We start from the raw sequence: 16,833 nt of genomic DNA on the forward strand, positions 1-16,833 counted from the left end.
CGTTCAAAAAGCACCCATATATAATAAATTGTATATAATCACGTGTACAAATCGAAACTATTACGATTTAATATGTAATAATACACAGCTATACTTTATTATTAAGGTTTGCTTTTCTCTCCCGCTATGGTGCTATATCATTATAAATCGTAACGATTACTATTCACAAGTTTTATATATATATAAATTCTTTCATCTCTTTCTTTAGAGTTCTAAATCCTTATAAATTCTACTTACTTAATGTTGCATTTTTCTGAACAAAGCATTTGACATTGTACTAACTACATCATTGGTTCCCTATTTATGATCGTAAGTGAGAAACTTAATTGTACAACGATAAAAGAATGGAAAACAAAATAACGCTTAAAATACTTGTTATCATTTGTTTTCCAGCTAATAAGAATGCCTCTTTAAAAGAAAGTTCTTTCATAATTTTTACTAAGGTTACTAAACAGGCAGTAAATGTACTACAAAGGAAAACCGCAATAAATAGTTCTCCTACTGCTATTTGTTCTGCCATAATTCCGGAACCTTCATTCAATAATAATATTCCGTCCTTACGGAATAAACTTGCAACAAATGCAGGGGCTATATCAGTAGATAAGCCAATAACAACCAATAATGGTGCTATAAACTCCTTTAAAATTTCCATCCATCCCAGAAAATCAAATAATGATGCAACCAGGCAGATAATTAAAAAAATTGGCATAGCTTGGACAAGAAATTGACTTAAAACAGGCTTTATTCTATAGGATAAAGTTTGTCCGGATGGCCATTGCAAGAAAGTCTCTCTTTTTTTAAACATTGGAACCAATGTTTTTTTATTCCAAATTTTTCCGTGAATAAGTGATATTAATATCAAGATGAATATATACGGGATAATAAGAAAGATATGTCCTGAAGCACCAAAGACAGATAGAGACGCTCCTAGCTGATAGCTACAGGCTGAGCCAAAGGAAATAACTGAAATGCAGTTCTTCCTAGTACAAATGTTGCAACTTCGACTAGATTGTATTGCAACAACATTGCATCCAAAACCGTTAATGATAGGAACAAGATCATGTCCGGTTAAACCAAATTTTCTCATAAGGGGATCAAGAGCATCTGTAATTTGATCCTTTAATCCACTTTCTTCTGTAATCGCAATAGCTAAGCCGAATAAAATCACAACCGGAAAAGCCCAAATGAAGGAGTAGATTCCCAATGATAGTATTCCAAAATCTCCAAAGAGCACAGTCTTTAAGGTTTCAGGAGCCCCTCCACTCCATCTAATAAGAGAATTAACAATGGTTGATTCTACAATACCCTCTACTCTTTTTGAAAACTGGTAGGCTAAAAAGATTGGGAGGGAATAGATAACTAGTAAAGTTATTAGAGCCACATATGACCCTAAGATTCGCACTTGGAACAGTGATTTTAAGTCCTTTATTTTTTTTATACGTAAATTATTAATTTCCACACTTTCTGCAAAAGTAACTGATCTTGCTAATTCACGTATTTTATCCCCAAATCTTGAATCAACTCTTCGTGTGTCCATTATAAATAAAGGGAATTTGTTTTTTTCTTTAAAATCATTTAATTCATTTAGTGATTCTTGATCCATTTTATCTTCAAAGCTAACTATGATAGCAATCGGCTTATCTTCAAAAGGGAAAACTTCTGTTAAGACTTCAATCTCCTCTTTAAAGTGGGTGCCTCTAACTATAAACCAATATTGATCTGCAGATTTTATCTTTTTTCTTGTATATTGACTTGAGACTAATTCACTTCCTATACGGATTCCAGGTGTATCCATATACCGGGTCTGATTTTCATTCACTTCTAGTATTGTAGAAGTAGATCCTTTAACATTAGATCCCTGAGTAGGGAAATTTTTTTGTAATAATCCTTTAAGTAGCGTTGTTTTTCCCGATGATTCTAAACCTAATAATACAATTTTCATATTAATCTCCTAACAGGCGCACCCTTTCTCACAACAAGATAAGTCATCAAGGTACATGGCAGACTTCTTATACAATTCAAAAATATCTTGATTGCGAGGAAGATTATGATGGAAAATGATATCCTCAGCAATAATGGCAAACCTTTGGCGGAATTTATAAATAAAACAAAAAATTGTATTACTTTGCCTTACATTCGGTCCAATCAAATATACTGAAGGGGCTAGCGTGGACTCATCCTTTTCAGTTAAGATTGGTAGTCCTTCTTCGTTCCATTCAAATAACTCCTTGAATTGCTTCGCACCGCTCCCAAAACCAGTACAGATAATTGGTTCCCATTTAGTTTCTACAACATCACCATTCTCTAATTGAATGAGAAACATGTCTTTTTCATCGTCCTTTTCGACGGAGATTGCTCTACTCATTGGATGTTCAAAGATTCCATTAAGCTCTTTTGTTGATTCAAGCCTTTCTCTTGTAAATGGTGATAAGGTCCTACTAGGATCTACATCAATATCAAACCACTGTTTCGCAGAGTAATATACATCCACTTTTCTCCCATCTTTATTTAAGTGATAGGCCGCATCCGCTGCGCTCTCACCACCACCAATAATGATTCTATCCCCTTTAATTTCATTCCATGAGGTAACATCGCCGTAATGTATACCATATTTAAAAGGACGTTTTGGAAATTGGAATTCGCCACAAGCAATAATAACTGATTCTGAGAAAAAACCATCACCCTTCTCGCTTGTTTGTACCCAATACTTTTCTTCCCTTTTTTCTACTATATGTACTTGTGTATTTTCACTGACTGGCAACTTGTAGTGTTCAGCAATCATACATAAATATTCGCCATATTCCTCACCTGATAAGTGTTCTTTTCCAAAAGTATATGCAGGTGACGTATCAGGTAAAATCGCGTTTAAATCTAAATAACTAAAACCATGAGCAGTAAAAGATGGTGTGATAAATCTTGTTTCTTCAGGCCATTGAAAGAATGTTGAACCAACTTGATCCCTCTCTAAAATAATAAAATCATCTATCCCATTCTGCTTTAATAGAACACCCATACCAATCCCTGCTGGGCCTCCTCCAATAATCGTAATCATGTATATTCCTCCTTTTATAAAAAGTTTATTACTACTGCTAAATGAATCTCGTTTATTATGAATCCTATTTTCTATTTTTCCTTTCTCTATAAATCGAAACAATTACGATTTACATTATAAAGTTTAGAGACAATCTATAGACATAATCTCAGCAAAAACCACTAGTTTTCTTTCCTTTTCAAAATTACCCGAAAGACTTGAAACAACATCTGGTTTTACTCCTTGTCTGATCCAATATTTTTGCAAAGATGTTAATCTATATTCTTCGTCTTACTCAATTAGTATATAATTTAGATAACTTTTAATATGATACTTGGAAATTTGATGGGAATGTTCTAATAATTTACGAACCCTAGGATTAGAACGTAACTATCTGGGTGGCAAGCAGTAAACATATTAATTTCACCCGTTTCCAGCTCGACATCTCCTAGTACGATCTTTTAAGATGGATTTATAAATTTCTTATCGATATTCAATTTTTTCAATTGATTTGTCATCACTCACCCTTCACTCTATTAAATACGAGTGAAAGTTTTTTTATTGGTTTTATCGAATGTTACTGAGGCATAGGCATCATGAAGGTGGATAGATTCTTCATTACGGCATTCCACTGTAAAGGATTGAATAAATGGTGCTTCATATAGATCAGAAGCTACAAGCCGAACCATGTCCTCGACAAATCGGGGATTTTCATAAGCTTTTTCAGTCACTATTTTTTCATCCGGGCGTTTTAAAATTGGATGAATTATGGCACTGGCGTTTGATTGAGCCGCATGTAAAAGTACAGCTTTCCAATCAACAGATTCATCATAATCATCAGTTAACAATGCATGCATTTTAATGAAACCCCGTTGATTATGAGCGCTATACTCACTAATTTCCTTCGAACAAGGGCATAAGGTGGTTACAGCACAGGTTAATTCAACCGTTCTTTCTATCTTTCCATGATGATAAGATAACAAAATTCTTGCTTCAGCATAGTTCAAACCTGCAAGAAAAGTCACAGGTGATGGCTGTTCGTAAAACCAAGGGAAACTTACTTCCAGCTTTGCATCTTTTTGACCTAAACGTTCGGATAATTCTTTTATAAAATCGGATAGTTGTGAAAAGGTTAAGGTAAATCCTTGCCTGCGATACAGCTCCAATTGTTCGGTAAAACGACTCATATTTGTTCCCTTTACATCATGAGGAATAGTGGAAGTTAACGTAAAGGTAGCTATGGTTGTTTGCGTTATTGGCTCTAAAGTTGAGATAACGGAAACAGGAGTCTTGACGTTTGTAATGCCAACGGCATCGAGTTCAAATAAGAAATCTTCTTTCATATTTTGTAAATCCAACATGTTTTCTTTTTCGCTTGGCTTCGTTTTTATTCCAGGTTCTATAGAGCCAAACAGCTTTAACCGTTCATTCTTTGGGGGAAGTTTAAAATTATTCATGCATTACACTCCTTATAGTAAGTAAACGGTAACTAATGAACATATAGCTTTATCAGTGAACGTAATGGGCGCTAAATCTCCAACTTTTATCATTTTTTTTGCCACTGGACGCTTATAAAGAGTATAGCCCACCATACAATAACCAGATAATGACGCAGGATTAAGGATACACCTGCCAATGTTAGAACACTTTTCGGCTAATTTGATACAACTTTACAGCTTTCACACTGTTCTTTCACTCCTTTTCTTCTTTTTCAATAAATACGTCACTCATCTTGCCGAGAATGGTGTTGATACTAAAAAGGTTTTTTCATCATTCATTTCATATTTTTTTTACACCTTTCTGGCAAATAAAGATCATACGGGGTGATTGCTGTGAATTAAAACAACTTGCATCATAGTGACCCAAGATGTTCTGAACGATAAGTCCATGTGAATTTAGCATAGATAGCATTTTTTCTTTATGATATAACTTAATAACCTCTTCATATCGTTTTTCATCGTTACCGGATTTAATGATGATTTTTTTATGTACATGTTCCCCTACTATCTTCCTATATTGAATCAGTTCCGCTGATCCAACTTCCTCTCTTGAATACGGAATAAGATTTTCTTTAACAAATGTAGGATTAAGATAATCCATAATAAAGTAACCTCCATCCTTCAAAGAATGGCTTATTCCCTCAATCACCTTCTCATTCTCATCATCACTGTCAAAATAACCAAAGCTTGTAAACATATTTACAACGAGATCCATTTCCTTGCGAAACGGAATCTTCCTCATGTCACACCTCATATATTGAATAGGCATGTTCAATGACAGGTTGATAGCCTCTTGAAGAAGGGGTGCGGAGAGATCCACTCCAGTAACTCTCCAACCAAGCTGAGCAAGATAGCGAGAATGTCTTCCGTAACCACAGCACAAATCCAGAACGGATTGACCTTTCTTCCTGGGGATTAATTCAAGTAGATCCTTCAACTCACTACCTGCTTCACTATGCCTATGTTGATAAATTTTTAAATAGTCCGTTTGAAAATGTTCTTCATACCACGCGTTCATTTCCAGATCACTCTCCTAATCTATCTTATAAAAATCTAAAGGAATTTATCCGAAACTCAAAACGTAATAACGTTTTATAACCCACCCTATCATTTAAAAATTGATTAATCACAACAATTATTTAATAAAATTCATTTACTCACTCTGCTATTATCTTCTATCTTAAGTCTTTTCGTATTTCCCTCACTACATGAGATATCTCAGGAATAATAATCTTTTCCATGGCTAATTTGACCGCCCCACTAGATCCCGGCATAGAAAAAATGGCTGTATCATGGGAAACACCAGCAATAGATCTACTTAAAATCGCTGCAGATCCAATATCCTCTAAATAACTTAGCATCCGGAATATCTCACCAAATCCTGTAAGTTGCTTCTCTACCAAACTTTGAACAGCCTCAATTGTAACGTCTCGGTTTGCTATGCCTGTTCCTCCATTCAACAATACGACATCAATTCGTTTGTCTAAACATCCCGCCTTTATAGCTTCATAGATAGCCTCATGGTCATCTGCCACAATTTCATAATCTTGTATAGAGTGTAAAGCATCCTCTAACATCTTGATAATCAAGCTCCCACTTTTATCTGTCACTTTTGAACGTGTGTCACTTACTGTGATGACTTTACAATTCACCTTTTTAGGCGCTTCTTCCTTATGTTGCTTAACACTCATTATTTTCCCTCTTTTCTTTGAATGTATGAACTAATGAAAGTTTGGAATATAGCTGACATAATTTAAAATTCTAAGGCTGGAGTAAACCTAAAAATTAATCAAATTCTTTAAATTTCCATTTTGATTTCAGACTCTCATCCTCAGCCTCCTCATCACGATCGACTTGGCTTTCAGTTGCTTTATTTTGACCATAGTATTTTCCTATGTAAGGAGTAGTTTCTTGATCCAAAGAAGCTAAAACTACCTGGCATATCCGTCTCCCTGCCTTTAACTCAATTGACACACGGTTTGCATTGTAAAGTTCTAATGTAATATGTCCCTCAAACCCAGGATTAACCCATCCAGCATTTTGAATAAACAGACCTAACCTTCCAATAGAGCTTCTGCCTTCGACGAAAGCAGACATATTATTTGGTAACTTAATAACTTCCATGGTCGTTCCAATTACAAAAGATTGAGGCGGAATAATAATATGATCTTTGTAAATTTCTTTATAAGCAGCTGGTTTGTCCAGTGAAATAAGAGGTGTGGAATATTCATCAATCGTCAAAAAATGATTTCCTAGCCTCAAGTCAATAGAAGCTGATTGTAGTTGGGATTGTTTCAGTGGTTCAATGATAAGCTCTTGCTCCTTTATCTTCTTTAAGATTGTTTTATTAGACAGAATCACAATAGTTGTACCCCCCGAATCCATAATTTCTGATATTGCGATGATCGTTATAAGCTTTCCTGACGTATTCTTTTCTTAATTTTTCTATTGAAATTTACTACTAATTTGTGAATAAGAAAACCAATAAATAAGATGATGACCAATAATAAAGTAATGGTAGCGCCTGGTGGAGTTCCTAATGTATAGGAAGAGACCAATCCCAAAAAGATACTAAACATGGCAATAAGAACAGCAGTCACAATCACCACTTTAAAACCTTTCATGAATCTTATCGCAAATGCAGCTGGCAAGACCAATAGAGCTGAAACTAAAAGAACTCCGATCGTTGGTATAATGACTGAAATAGCTAAACCAACCAAAATACTAAAGGATAGGGACAATAGGTTTGTATTGATGCCACTTGTAAAGGCTGTATCTTCATCAAATGTCATTAAATATAACGGTCGCTTTAAAAAAAAGAAATAGAGAAGTGTAATTGTGGTTACTCCGCCCATGACATAAAGCTGTTCCCGGCTGATCGTTACTATGGACCCAAATAAATATTGCTCGATATTGGTTGTCATTCCGCCTTCACTTAGACTTAATAAAAATAAGGCGAATGACAATCCCGCAGCCATTAGAATAGCAATTGAAACCTCTGAATACGTTCGATATGCTCGCCTCATGTATTCAATACCTATTGCCCCAACTATTACGACAAGAATACTAGATAACGTAATATCTGTATGAATAAAGAAACCGATTGCTACCCCAGCCAGAGATATATGGGACAATGTATCCGCCATTAAAGCTTGTTTTCTTAATACTAGGAATACTCCTAAAATAGGAGCAAAAATGGAAATTAATCCACCTGCCCAAAATGCTCGCTGCATGAATTCCAAGTTAAACATTTCCATCCCCCTTGCTCCCCCCTCTCTAAGCGAAGAATTTTATCCAAATATCCCTGCACTTCATCCTGTTCGTGGGTGACCATCACAACGGTCCGATGATGTTTTTTTACTTGATGGTACATAAATTCATAAAACCCTTTTCTACTCTCAGCATCCATTCCTGTTGTCGGTTCGTCCAATACCAATAAGTCTGGATCGGTTGCGAGCACTCTCGCTATAATAATTTTCTGTTTTTGACCTCCAGATAAGGCGCCAATTTTGTGATGACGAAACTCCCACATTCCTACCATTTTCAAGGAATTTTCTATTTTTTCTTCATCTTCATGATTTAATCTTTTTAACCATCTGCCCTTAAGAAATCTCCCAGATCGTACCAGCTCTATAACTGTACTTGGAAAACCCGTATTAAAAGAGGCAATTTGTTGAGGAACGTACCCAATTGTAAGACGTTTTCCTTCGGAGTTTTTTTTACTTATTGTAATCGTGCCTTCCCAAGGCTTTAGTAATCCTAGCATTACTCGTAGCATCGTTGATTTGGAAGCTCCGTTGGGTCCCGTAATTCCAACAAACTCTCCACTCTGTATCTCAAAGGATACCCCATTTAATGAAGGTGAATGGGTATAACCAAAAACAATATTATGCAAAGAAACGAGTTTCATTTTTCCACTCCTCTCTGATATGATTATAAAAAGTGTGCGTCCTTTCCTACTTAAGGCGCACACTTTTTAAAGTTCATTCAGCATAGTTCTATTTATTCACAAAATATTTTTCAAGAGACTTTAAGTTATTCTTCATAACTTCAATATAACTTAGGCCTTTCTCTTGATCTTCCTTACTTAACCCCTCTAACGTATTTAATACCTCTGTTTCAGCTCCCAGTTCTCCAGCTAATGTTTGGGCAACCTTAGGAGAAGTAGTTTCTTCAAAGTAAATTACGTTAATTTGTTGCTCCTTAGCAAATTCCTTGAGTTCAGCAAGTTTTGCTGGACTTGGCTCTTCTGATGGAGATAGTCCTGCAATGGGAACCTGTGTAAGACCATATTCTTTTGCTAAATATCCAAAAGCAGCATGTTGTGTAATCATTTCCTTATTGGAAGCTTTATCGAGCGTTGTACGGTAAAGTTCATCTAACTCTTTCAATTGTTCGATATAGTCTTGACTATTGCTTTCATAATAATCCTTGTTTTCCGGATCTTGTTTGACTATCGCATCAGTGATCGTTTGAACTTCCTTTTGAGCAAGTACTGGGCTTAACCATACATGCGGATCTAACTGTTTATGGTCTTCATCATGATGGTCTGATTCCTCGTTATCGTGATCTGACTCCTCTTCGGTTCCTTCCATTAAAGGAATCCTCTCACTTGCTTCTATAAATAGTGGTCCGTCTTTATCCAAACTTTTTTGGATAGGAGAAAGCCATGTTTCCATAAATGGACTGTTATAAACAAGAAGATCTGCTTTTTGAATAGCTCCCATATCTTTAGGAGTAGGTTGCCAATCATGGGGTTCAATATTTGATGGAACCAAGAGGTCCACTTGGGCCTTATCTTTTGTAATGTTTTTAGTAAATTCATACATAGGATAAAAGGTCGTTACGATATGTATTTTTTCATTTGCAGACTCTTTTTCCTCCGGATTGTTAACCTCTTCTACATTGCTACATCCCATCATGACTGTAAAACAAACCAAGGCTACTAATATTGCTCTTACTTTATATAGATTCATTTTTCTCCCCTTTTCTTTGATCAAACCCAATTGTACATCTCTCTCACAAATCGTAATTATTACGATTTGTGAGAAGCCATTGATAATTTAACACTTTTTTTAAAAAAGAACAAGTGTATTTTAAAAAAAGGGAAATAAATATCTATTGTTTAAAACGACCACAGTGACAAAAAAAGTTCTATAATCTTGATGTTCATCTTATTTCAATAGTCCATATATGTATAACCCTTAAGTTCAAATGAACTTAGCATGAATCTCTTATCCAAAAGATTTATGGTACACCTCATTGTAGAAACGTTTCATTCACTTTATAATTATAAATCGTAATCATTACTTTTTACGAAACTTACTAAATACTTATTTACTAATCAGGATGAAGTTAGACTTTGTTACGACAAATTCAATTAATAGTTGAGGGGATGATTTCAATGAGAAGTGTGGAGATTTATATTCTGGCAGGCTTTTTAGGAGCAGGTAAAACGACTCTGCTCCAAAGGATTATGAATGAGGAACAAGTAAATAACAGGAAAGTGGCTGTAATTATGAATGAAATGGGACGAGTCTCGATAGATTCAGATGCGGTTCCAAAAAATGTTCCTTTAAAAGAATTACTAAATGGCTGTATTTGCTGTACACTATCAGATAAACTCGAAGTCCAATTATCGGAACTCCTAAATCAGTTTGAATTGGATGCGATTTACATTGAAACGACTGGGGTTGCCCATCCAGTTGAAGTGTTAGATGCCTGTTTATCTCCTCTGCTAGCTGACAAGGTAAGGATACAATCGATTATTACTCTATTAGATGCTGCCTGCTGGATGGAACGCCATAAATTAAAGATTACTCTTCGAAAGCTAATTACGGAGCAAGTAAAACATGCTGATACCATCGTATTGAATAAAATTGATCGAATTTCAGATGAAAGCCAAATGATTATTGAAAAGGAATTATCTATGATTAATCCAACTGGTAAGATTATTCCGACTAAATTTGCCAACATCAATTTGAGTAGGATCCAATATTTTGAAAGAAAAAGAAAAGGTGGACATCAGAAAACACATGCTATTGATCACCTGCATATCAAGACATATGTTCATACCTTCTCTCACCCTATTAACGAGAAACTATTTGACGACTTCTTAAGAGCAATGCCTGACTCAATTTATCGAATTAAAGGGTATATCCGTTTTACAGGTAAACGGGAAACATTTCTCTTCCAATATGCTTATGGCATGCCCTTCCATACAAAATCAGGTTTAAAGATGAACAATATTCTAGTGTTTATCGGGGATGGATTAGATCACTGCTACCTACAGAAAACACTGAATAATTTAGTGAAAAATAGCATGTCCTTGGAACATTAACTTTTGCTGAACGTTTTAGTATTTGCACATCGCTTAAAAAAGGGTTAAAATAATATCATTCAAATCGTAATGATTACGCTTTGCGCGATTATACAATATGAGAAAGGAGAAAAAAACAGAAGCAACACCGAGAATAGTTAAATACAGGCATCAAAAATCCAGTTGGATATAGCTCTGAAAATGCTTACTCTGTAATTAAGTGAATTTATTCGTTTAGAAAGTTAAAAATGAGACAATAATTGATTTTAAATCGTAATTATTACGATTTATCTGGAGGTAAAATTAAATATGGCCACATGGAATTTAAATAATACGAAGCATCATGTTCTCATATGTAACGGTAGCAGTTGCAATGAGGTAGGATCAGAGGAACTGACTCAAGCAATTCGTAAAGAAATCTCAGACCGACAGGTAGACGACACCATTCACACAACTCGCACGCGTTGTAATGGAAGATGCCATGATAAGTGCGTTGTAATCGCCTACCCCAAAGGAACATGGTATAAGGATTTAAAACCTGAGGATGCCTCCCCCTTTGTCGATTCACTCCTTGCTAATGAGGATTATACAGATAAAGTAAGCCACTCATTTCTTGGGTACGGTTTTGAACGCGCAGAAGGAGTTGTCGCCGGGGTAACAAAAGACAAGGAAAAAGTAATCAGAGTATCAAAAATAAAATAAATGGAGAGAAAAAATATGACTTTGATAGAAACAAACAAAATCCCGGTCACCATTCTGACTGGCTATTTAGGTGCAGGTAAAACAACGCTTTTAAATCGGATCCTAACAGAAAAGCACAATCAAAAGATCGCGGTTATCGTTAATGAGTATGGAGAAGTTGGGATAGACAACCAGTTAGTAGTTGATGCTGATGAGGAAATCTTGGAGATGAACAATGGCTGCATCTGTTGTACGGTTCGGGGGGATTTAATTCGCATCCTTCGAACTCTGGTTTTTTCAAGTGAACAGGGGAAGACAAAATTCAATCGTGTTTTGATTGAGACAACGGGCTTAGCTGATCCGGCACCGGTTGCCCAGACCTTTTTTATGGATGAATTACTATCCGAAAAATTCGAAGTGGACAGTATTGTCACTGTAGTAGATAGCAAGCATGTTAGCAGGCATTTGGATAGTCATGATGAGGCACAAGAACAAATTGCTTTCGCTGATGTGATCATTCTAAATAAAACAGATCTAGTATCTGAAGACGACCTGAATACGTTGGAGCGAAGACTTACCAACATGAATCCAGCAGCTAAGAGAATGCATGCTCAAAATTGCAATATAAATTTAAGGGATATTTTAGGAATTAATACGTTTGATGTGAAACGCAAGCTTGAAATTGACCCTCATTTCTTAGAAGATCATCACCATCACCATCATGATGATAAGGTGTCATCGATTGCCTTTCGTGAAGAGAAGCCACTCGATTTCGATAAGGTAAATGAATGGATGAGTTACCTTGTTCAAGAAAAAGGGGAAGATCTATTACGCTATAAGGGAATTCTTCATATACAAGGAATCCAACAACGAATAGTATTCCAGGGACTTCATATGTTATTTTCAGGAAGACCAGATCGGAAATGGAAAGACAGCGAAACAAGAATAAGTGAACTTGTTTTTATTGGAAGGGACTTAAACAAAGATGAGTTAGAGCAGCAATTTAAAAATTGCATAGCGAACTAACATACTGTTTTCATTACACTCCCCAAAAATCTATTTTTCGTCTAAAAGAGAAAGCGCCCAATTTTAGTCTTTACATTCAAAATGAAAAGGGGTACTTCCTTACTATGCTGGATAACCTTTATCGACAAGTTATCATAGATCATTATAAACAAAGAAGAAATTTTAAAGAATTAAAAGGAGAATATGTACGGAAAGTACATTATAAAAACCCTTCATGCGGGGATGTCATGACTTTATTTATAGAACTTGAACATAATCAAGTCAAAAAAGCAGCCTTCCTTGGTGAAGGCTGCAGCATTAGCATGGCATCTGCATCTATGATGACAGAACTTATCGAAAACAAGTCCCTAAAAGAGATTTCTTCCCTAAGAAAAGCATTTGAGCAGTTAATTCGAAATGGAGTGAATCCAAATGGGGTAGATCTAGGTGATAGTTTATCTCTACAAGGAGTCCATCAGTTAAAAGCACGACATAATTGTGCGTTAATGACTTGGCAAGCATTAGATAAAATTTTAAAAGATGTGAAGGAATACAATACCCTTTAGTTTATGTAGGAAAATACTACTTAACCATTAACAGCTTTATACGTTATTAGTGGTTTCCATGGAGAATTTATGAACTGAACCTTTTATTTCAGATTTAAATCAAAGAAAAACTAAATGGGGCTGAATTTCTTGAATTTAGAAATATATCTAGATTACATAAAAGATAATGGTTACAGATGCACCCCTCAACGATCGAGTATATTATCTTATTTTATAGGGCAAAAAAACAGATTTGTGACAGCCAAATCTGTAACAGATCATTTACAAAATAAAATGGGAAGTGTCAGTTCCGATACGGTGTATCGAAACCTTCAATTATTCAAGGACATCGGTATCATGGACCTTACTTTTCAGGATGGGGAGAGCCTATTCCATTTAAAAAATGAAATAAATACTCATGAATATAAGTTCATTTGTACAGAATGTGGGAATACGACCGATCTAAACGTGTGTCCAATGGAAAAAATGGATACCTACCTTAATGATTACTTAATTTATGATCATAAGTTTGAAGTTTACGGAGTTTGTCCATCTTGTCTGTAATAGACTTCAATATTAGTACAATGTTTTCATAAAATGACATCAATTTACTCTATGTAACTATAACCAAATACTTTTTGAGTGACTTCCCAAAAAAATTCCTTAGGAGAAACAAAAATAAAAATACCACCCAATTAATATCAGAAGGTATCTAAAAAAAAGAAAGGATCACTTACTCCTCTATATCGTCATTATATCCCCCCTCGGGGGATATTTCCATCTATAACTTTCGACTTAATGAAGCTCCAATCCTTCAAGGTACTACTAGCATATGACGATCTTTTCATAAAAAAGCCCTTCAAACTGAAGGGCTAGAATTGAAAAAAATTTAACACTGTGAGCTAAATCTAATTTAATTTACATTTTAAAGCATAATGAATTATTACAAACTACGTTTCAAGAAGGCTTTTGTCCGGTCAAACTGTGGATTTGTTAACAGCTCTTCCGGGTCGCCGGATTCAATGATTTCTCCATTGTCCATGAAAATGGCCCGATTTGCCACTTCTCTTGCGAACTCCATCTCATGCGTCACGACGATCATCGTCATGTGTTCCTCAGCCAGATCCTTCATGACCTTCAGTACTTCACCTGTCAGTTCCGGATCAAGGGCAGAAGTAGGTTCATCAAACAGCAGGATTTCCGGGTTCATCATAAGGGCCCGGGCAATGGCCACCCTTTGTTTTTGGCCGCCGGAGAGATTGGCAGGGTATGCCGTCGACCGATTGGAGAGCCCCACTTTCTCCAGCAGTTCGGCACTTCGCTGCTGGATAACCGCACTTGTCTCCTTTTTCGCCATTTTAGGTGCGATTTCCAGGTTCTCTTTAACCGTCAGGTGAGGGAATAAATTAAAGTGCTGAAAAACCATCCCCATTTTAGAGGTGATTTGTTTGAGCTCTTGCGTATTGGAGTAGACTCCGTCCTTCACCATATATTCGCCAGATACCACGATACTGCCGCCGTCTATTTCTTCTAGGTGGACGAGGCTGCGGAGCATCGTACTTTTACCAGATCCAGAAGGGCCGATCACTGCAATCACATCGTTTTTATTTACATCAAAAGTAATCTGTTTTAGTACATCAATCTTATCATATGACTTTTTGAGGTTGGATACTTCAAGGATAGCCACATTCACCACTCCTTCTATTCAATTTTGAATCGTTTTTCGAGCCATTTAAAGATCATCGTTAATACGAGCGTGATAAGGAGATAAATGATTCCCGCCATGAAAAATGGAACAATCGTAAAGTCACGATTCACTGCTGTCTGCGCAAAGTGTAATAGTTCCGGTACAGCTACGGCATAAAGCAACGCGGTGTCCTTGACAAGTGTCACCGATTCATTGGAAACGGCCGGAAGCGCCACGCGGAACATTTGAGGCAGAATGATTTTCCTCATTGTCTGCCATTTAGTCAAACCCAGTACCTTGGCGGCCTCATATTGACCTTTCTCGATAGCAAGCAGACCTCCGCGGAAAATTTCAGCATAATACGCGGCATAATTTAAAATAAAGCCCAAACATGCAGCTACAAAGCGATCCAAAACCATATATTCGCCAATCACGGGAATCATCGGAAGCCCGAAACAGATAAATAACAATTGAAGCAACAACGGTGTACCACGCATCAAGTAAATATAGGTATGGGCAAGCCAGGCTAAAGGCTTGATTTTGCTTCTTACAGCCAGAGTTAGCAAGAAGCCCAAAGGAATGGACAAGACAATGGCGATCAAAAATAAGAGGACAGTCATCTGTGCCCCTTCGAGCATAGGCTTTAGTATTGATAAAAGATAATCTGCTGACATGAATTGATTCCCCCAAAAACAAAACAGGGTTTCCTAAGGAAATCCTGTTAGCTTAATTTTGTACGTTCAATTACTTTAAAACCTTATTTTCCCCGAACCATTTCTCAGAGATTTTAGCGGCAGTGCCGTCCTCGTTCAGTTCATCAAGGGCCCCTTGAAGCTGTTTCAGAAGTTCTTCGTTCCCCTTTTTCACGCCTACTCCATATTCCTCTGGTGCTAGCGATTCATCAAGAATCTTAAAGGTTTCTTCTTCTTTGGACATGTAATATTTAATAACAACTTCATCAATGACGACAGCATCCACACGGCCAGATTTAAGGTCACTTAGAGCCAATACGTTATCGGAGAATTCCGTGATCGTCTTGATTTTAGATTTAACCGGATTAGCATTCAATGCATCTGATGCAGAAGAAAGCGATTGAAGACCTACTACTTTTCCTTTTAAATCATCAAGTTTAGTAAGCTTCGAATCTTCACGTGTAACAACCACCTGTGCATTTTTTAAATAGGGCATCGTAAAAAGAACCTTCTCTTTACGCTCATCAGTAATGGTGTACCCGTTCCAAATGAGGTCTATACGCCCACTGCTTAGTTCGGATTCTTTTGTTTTCCAGTCTATGGGCTGAAATTTAACCTTTATCCCCATTTTTTCTGCAGCAGCTTTGGCATAGTCAATATCAAAACCAGTGATTTTGTTATTCTCATCTCGGAATCCCATGGGTGCAAATTTATCGTCGATGCCTATCACCAACGTCTCATCTTTTTCCTCCGGTTTGGAAGAACATGCTGCAAGAAGTGAAAACACGGCTACTATTGTCAGCATAATTGTCGCTATACGTTTCATATTAAAAAACCACCTTTGGATTAAGTATTACTCTGTGTACTTTAGTTTACTAATGTATTAGAGTGGTAAATTATCGTAAGATAAAGTTAACACAATATAAAAATGAATGTCAACGATATTTTTTAGTGTATTAGTATACTAAAGGATTTATATTTTCAAATTATGACTAGCCCTTGATTATATCCTTGGGTCACGGCTCGCTTTCCTACTTCCGATTTAAAAGACTAATGGCGGGACCCTTAACAACCATTAGTCTTTCTACTATAAGTATTACTTTATTTTACTTCAATGGACTCTTCTTGATGTCCATGTTTGTCATCTTTTTCATAATGTACTTTTACATGGTAAATACCTTGTGTTGCAAATTTTTTAGTCAAATTATATTTTCCACTCGGTAGCTTCCAAAAATTCATGCCTTTCTTCATTTTCGTGCCAAATTTCAAATCTAACCCTAGCTTGGTTAAATATGAGATTTATTAGAAAAACTTGGAATTTAAGTTGTTGTATATTAAGATAGTATATGATGAATATTTTCCATATATAGGAGG

Annotated in this window: 17 protein-coding genes; 5 read left to right on the top strand and 12 right to left on the bottom strand. The window is 36.1% G+C overall.

The features are described 5' to 3' along the window. Positions 1 to 322: 322 nt before the first annotated feature. From ACIQZD_RS00185 to ACIQZD_RS00225, 9 genes are all read right to left on the bottom strand, one after another. Positions 323 to 1,942, bottom strand: a complete 1,620-nt coding sequence (locus ACIQZD_RS00185) for a nucleoside recognition domain-containing protein (RefSeq protein ID WP_402897106.1) — start codon at positions 1,940 to 1,942, stop codon at positions 323 to 325. 9 nt (positions 1,943 to 1,951) lie between these two features. After that, positions 1,952 to 3,052, bottom strand: coding sequence for an NAD(P)/FAD-dependent oxidoreductase (locus tag ACIQZD_RS00190; protein WP_402897109.1), 1,101 nt, complete (start codon positions 3,050 to 3,052; stop codon positions 1,952 to 1,954). Between the two features lie 515 nt (positions 3,053 to 3,567). Then, a complete protein-coding gene (gene folE2 / locus ACIQZD_RS00195) occupies positions 3,568 to 4,488 on the bottom strand; it encodes a GTP cyclohydrolase FolE2 (RefSeq protein ID WP_402897111.1) in 921 nt (306 codons plus the stop codon). 322 nt (positions 4,489 to 4,810) lie between these two features. Beyond that, a complete protein-coding gene (locus ACIQZD_RS00200) occupies positions 4,811 to 5,548 on the bottom strand; it encodes a class I SAM-dependent methyltransferase (protein ID WP_402897113.1) in 738 nt (245 codons plus the stop codon). Positions 5,549 to 5,705: 157 nt separating this feature from the next. After that, entirely contained in the window at positions 5,706 to 6,221 is a 516-nt protein-coding gene (locus tag ACIQZD_RS00205; RefSeq protein ID WP_402897115.1) for a MogA/MoaB family molybdenum cofactor biosynthesis protein, read from the bottom strand. Positions 6,222 to 6,315: 94 nt separating this feature from the next. Next, positions 6,316 to 6,891, bottom strand: coding sequence for a dCTP deaminase (dcd, locus tag ACIQZD_RS00210; RefSeq protein WP_402897117.1), 576 nt, complete (start codon positions 6,889 to 6,891; stop codon positions 6,316 to 6,318). 47 nt (positions 6,892 to 6,938) lie between these two features. After that, the gene (locus ACIQZD_RS00215; RefSeq protein ID WP_402897119.1) at positions 6,939 to 7,787 is read right to left on the bottom strand and encodes a metal ABC transporter permease; all 849 of its coding nucleotides are present in this window, start codon (positions 7,785 to 7,787) and stop codon (positions 6,939 to 6,941) included. After that, positions 7,733 to 8,440, bottom strand: a complete 708-nt coding sequence (locus ACIQZD_RS00220; RefSeq protein ID WP_402897121.1) for a metal ABC transporter ATP-binding protein — start codon at positions 8,438 to 8,440, stop codon at positions 7,733 to 7,735. The genes ACIQZD_RS00215 and ACIQZD_RS00220 overlap by 55 nt, the downstream gene beginning before the upstream one ends. Positions 8,441 to 8,528: 88 nt before the next feature. Beyond that, positions 8,529 to 9,506, bottom strand: coding sequence for a metal ABC transporter substrate-binding protein (locus ACIQZD_RS00225; RefSeq protein ID WP_402899810.1), 978 nt, complete (start codon positions 9,504 to 9,506; stop codon positions 8,529 to 8,531). A gap of 428 nt (positions 9,507 to 9,934) precedes the next feature. Here ACIQZD_RS00225 and ACIQZD_RS00230 point away from each other — a divergent pair, with 428 nt between their 5' ends. The 5 genes from ACIQZD_RS00230 (at position 9,935) to ACIQZD_RS00250 (ending at position 13,644) form a co-directional block, all read left to right on the top strand. After that, a complete protein-coding gene (locus ACIQZD_RS00230) occupies positions 9,935 to 10,870 on the top strand; it encodes a CobW family GTP-binding protein (protein ID WP_402897123.1) in 936 nt (311 codons plus the stop codon). A 288-nt stretch (positions 10,871 to 11,158) separates the two neighbouring features. Then, entirely contained in the window at positions 11,159 to 11,551 is a 393-nt protein-coding gene (locus ACIQZD_RS00235) for a (2Fe-2S) ferredoxin domain-containing protein (protein ID WP_402897125.1), read from the top strand. A 15-nt stretch (positions 11,552 to 11,566) separates the two neighbouring features. Beyond that, positions 11,567 to 12,556: a CobW family GTP-binding protein gene (locus ACIQZD_RS00240; protein WP_402897127.1), complete on the top strand. Its 990-nt coding sequence runs from the start codon at positions 11,567 to 11,569 to the stop codon at positions 12,554 to 12,556. 104 nt (positions 12,557 to 12,660) lie between these two features. Further along, entirely contained in the window at positions 12,661 to 13,101 is a 441-nt protein-coding gene (gene sufU, locus ACIQZD_RS00245) for a Fe-S cluster assembly sulfur transfer protein SufU (RefSeq protein ID WP_402897129.1), read from the top strand. A gap of 129 nt (positions 13,102 to 13,230) precedes the next feature. Beyond that, positions 13,231 to 13,644 (top strand): Fur family transcriptional regulator, encoded by a 414-nt coding sequence (locus ACIQZD_RS00250; RefSeq protein WP_402897131.1) that lies wholly within the window; start codon positions 13,231 to 13,233, stop codon positions 13,642 to 13,644. A 379-nt stretch (positions 13,645 to 14,023) separates the two neighbouring features. Here the strand turns inward: ACIQZD_RS00250 and ACIQZD_RS00255 are convergent, their stop codons facing one another. From ACIQZD_RS00255 to ACIQZD_RS00265, 3 genes are all read right to left on the bottom strand, one after another. Continuing rightward, on the bottom strand, positions 14,024 to 14,767 hold the full coding sequence (locus tag ACIQZD_RS00255) for an amino acid ABC transporter ATP-binding protein (RefSeq protein WP_402897133.1): 744 nt from the start codon (positions 14,765 to 14,767) through the stop codon (positions 14,024 to 14,026). Between the two features lie 14 nt (positions 14,768 to 14,781). Then, entirely contained in the window at positions 14,782 to 15,441 is a 660-nt protein-coding gene (locus ACIQZD_RS00260; protein ID WP_402897135.1) for an amino acid ABC transporter permease, read from the bottom strand. Between the two features lie 70 nt (positions 15,442 to 15,511). After that, entirely contained in the window at positions 15,512 to 16,285 is a 774-nt protein-coding gene (locus ACIQZD_RS00265; RefSeq protein ID WP_402897137.1) for an amino acid ABC transporter substrate-binding protein, read from the bottom strand. Positions 16,286 to 16,833: the final 548 nt, after the last annotated feature.

This window comes from Peribacillus sp. NPDC096447 (assembly GCF_044762725.1).
GTDB lineage: Bacteria > Bacillota > Bacilli > Bacillales > DSM-1321 > Peribacillus.

Coding starts and splice junctions, on each gene's coding strand:
- ACIQZD_RS00185 (WP_402897106.1), bottom strand. CDS start 1,942: ATGAAAATTGTATTATTAGGTTTAGAATCATCGGGAAAAACAACGCTA.
- ACIQZD_RS00205 (WP_402897115.1), bottom strand. CDS start 6,221: ATGAGTGTTAAGCAACATAAGGAAGAAGCGCCTAAAAAGGTGAATTGT.
- folE2 (WP_402897111.1), bottom strand. CDS start 4,488: ATGAATAATTTTAAACTTCCCCCAAAGAATGAACGGTTAAAGCTGTTT.
- ACIQZD_RS00235 (WP_402897125.1), top strand. CDS start 11,159: ATGGCCACATGGAATTTAAATAATACGAAGCATCATGTTCTCATATGT.
- sufU (WP_402897129.1), top strand. CDS start 12,661: ATGCTGGATAACCTTTATCGACAAGTTATCATAGATCATTATAAACAA.
- ACIQZD_RS00190 (WP_402897109.1), bottom strand. CDS start 3,052: ATGATTACGATTATTGGAGGAGGCCCAGCAGGGATTGGTATGGGTGTT.
- ACIQZD_RS00220 (WP_402897121.1), bottom strand. CDS start 8,440: ATGAAACTCGTTTCTTTGCATAATATTGTTTTTGGTTATACCCATTCA.
- ACIQZD_RS00260 (WP_402897135.1), bottom strand. CDS start 15,441: ATGTCAGCAGATTATCTTTTATCAATACTAAAGCCTATGCTCGAAGGG.
- ACIQZD_RS00215 (WP_402897119.1), bottom strand. CDS start 7,787: ATGGAAATGTTTAACTTGGAATTCATGCAGCGAGCATTTTGGGCAGGT.
- ACIQZD_RS00200 (WP_402897113.1), bottom strand. CDS start 5,548: ATGAACGCGTGGTATGAAGAACATTTTCAAACGGACTATTTAAAAATT.
- ACIQZD_RS00265 (WP_402897137.1), bottom strand. CDS start 16,285: ATGAAACGTATAGCGACAATTATGCTGACAATAGTAGCCGTGTTTTCA.
- ACIQZD_RS00230 (WP_402897123.1), top strand. CDS start 9,935: ATGAGAAGTGTGGAGATTTATATTCTGGCAGGCTTTTTAGGAGCAGGT.
- ACIQZD_RS00225 (WP_402899810.1), bottom strand. CDS start 9,506: ATGAATCTATATAAAGTAAGAGCAATATTAGTAGCCTTGGTTTGTTTT.
- ACIQZD_RS00240 (WP_402897127.1), top strand. CDS start 11,567: ATGACTTTGATAGAAACAAACAAAATCCCGGTCACCATTCTGACTGGC.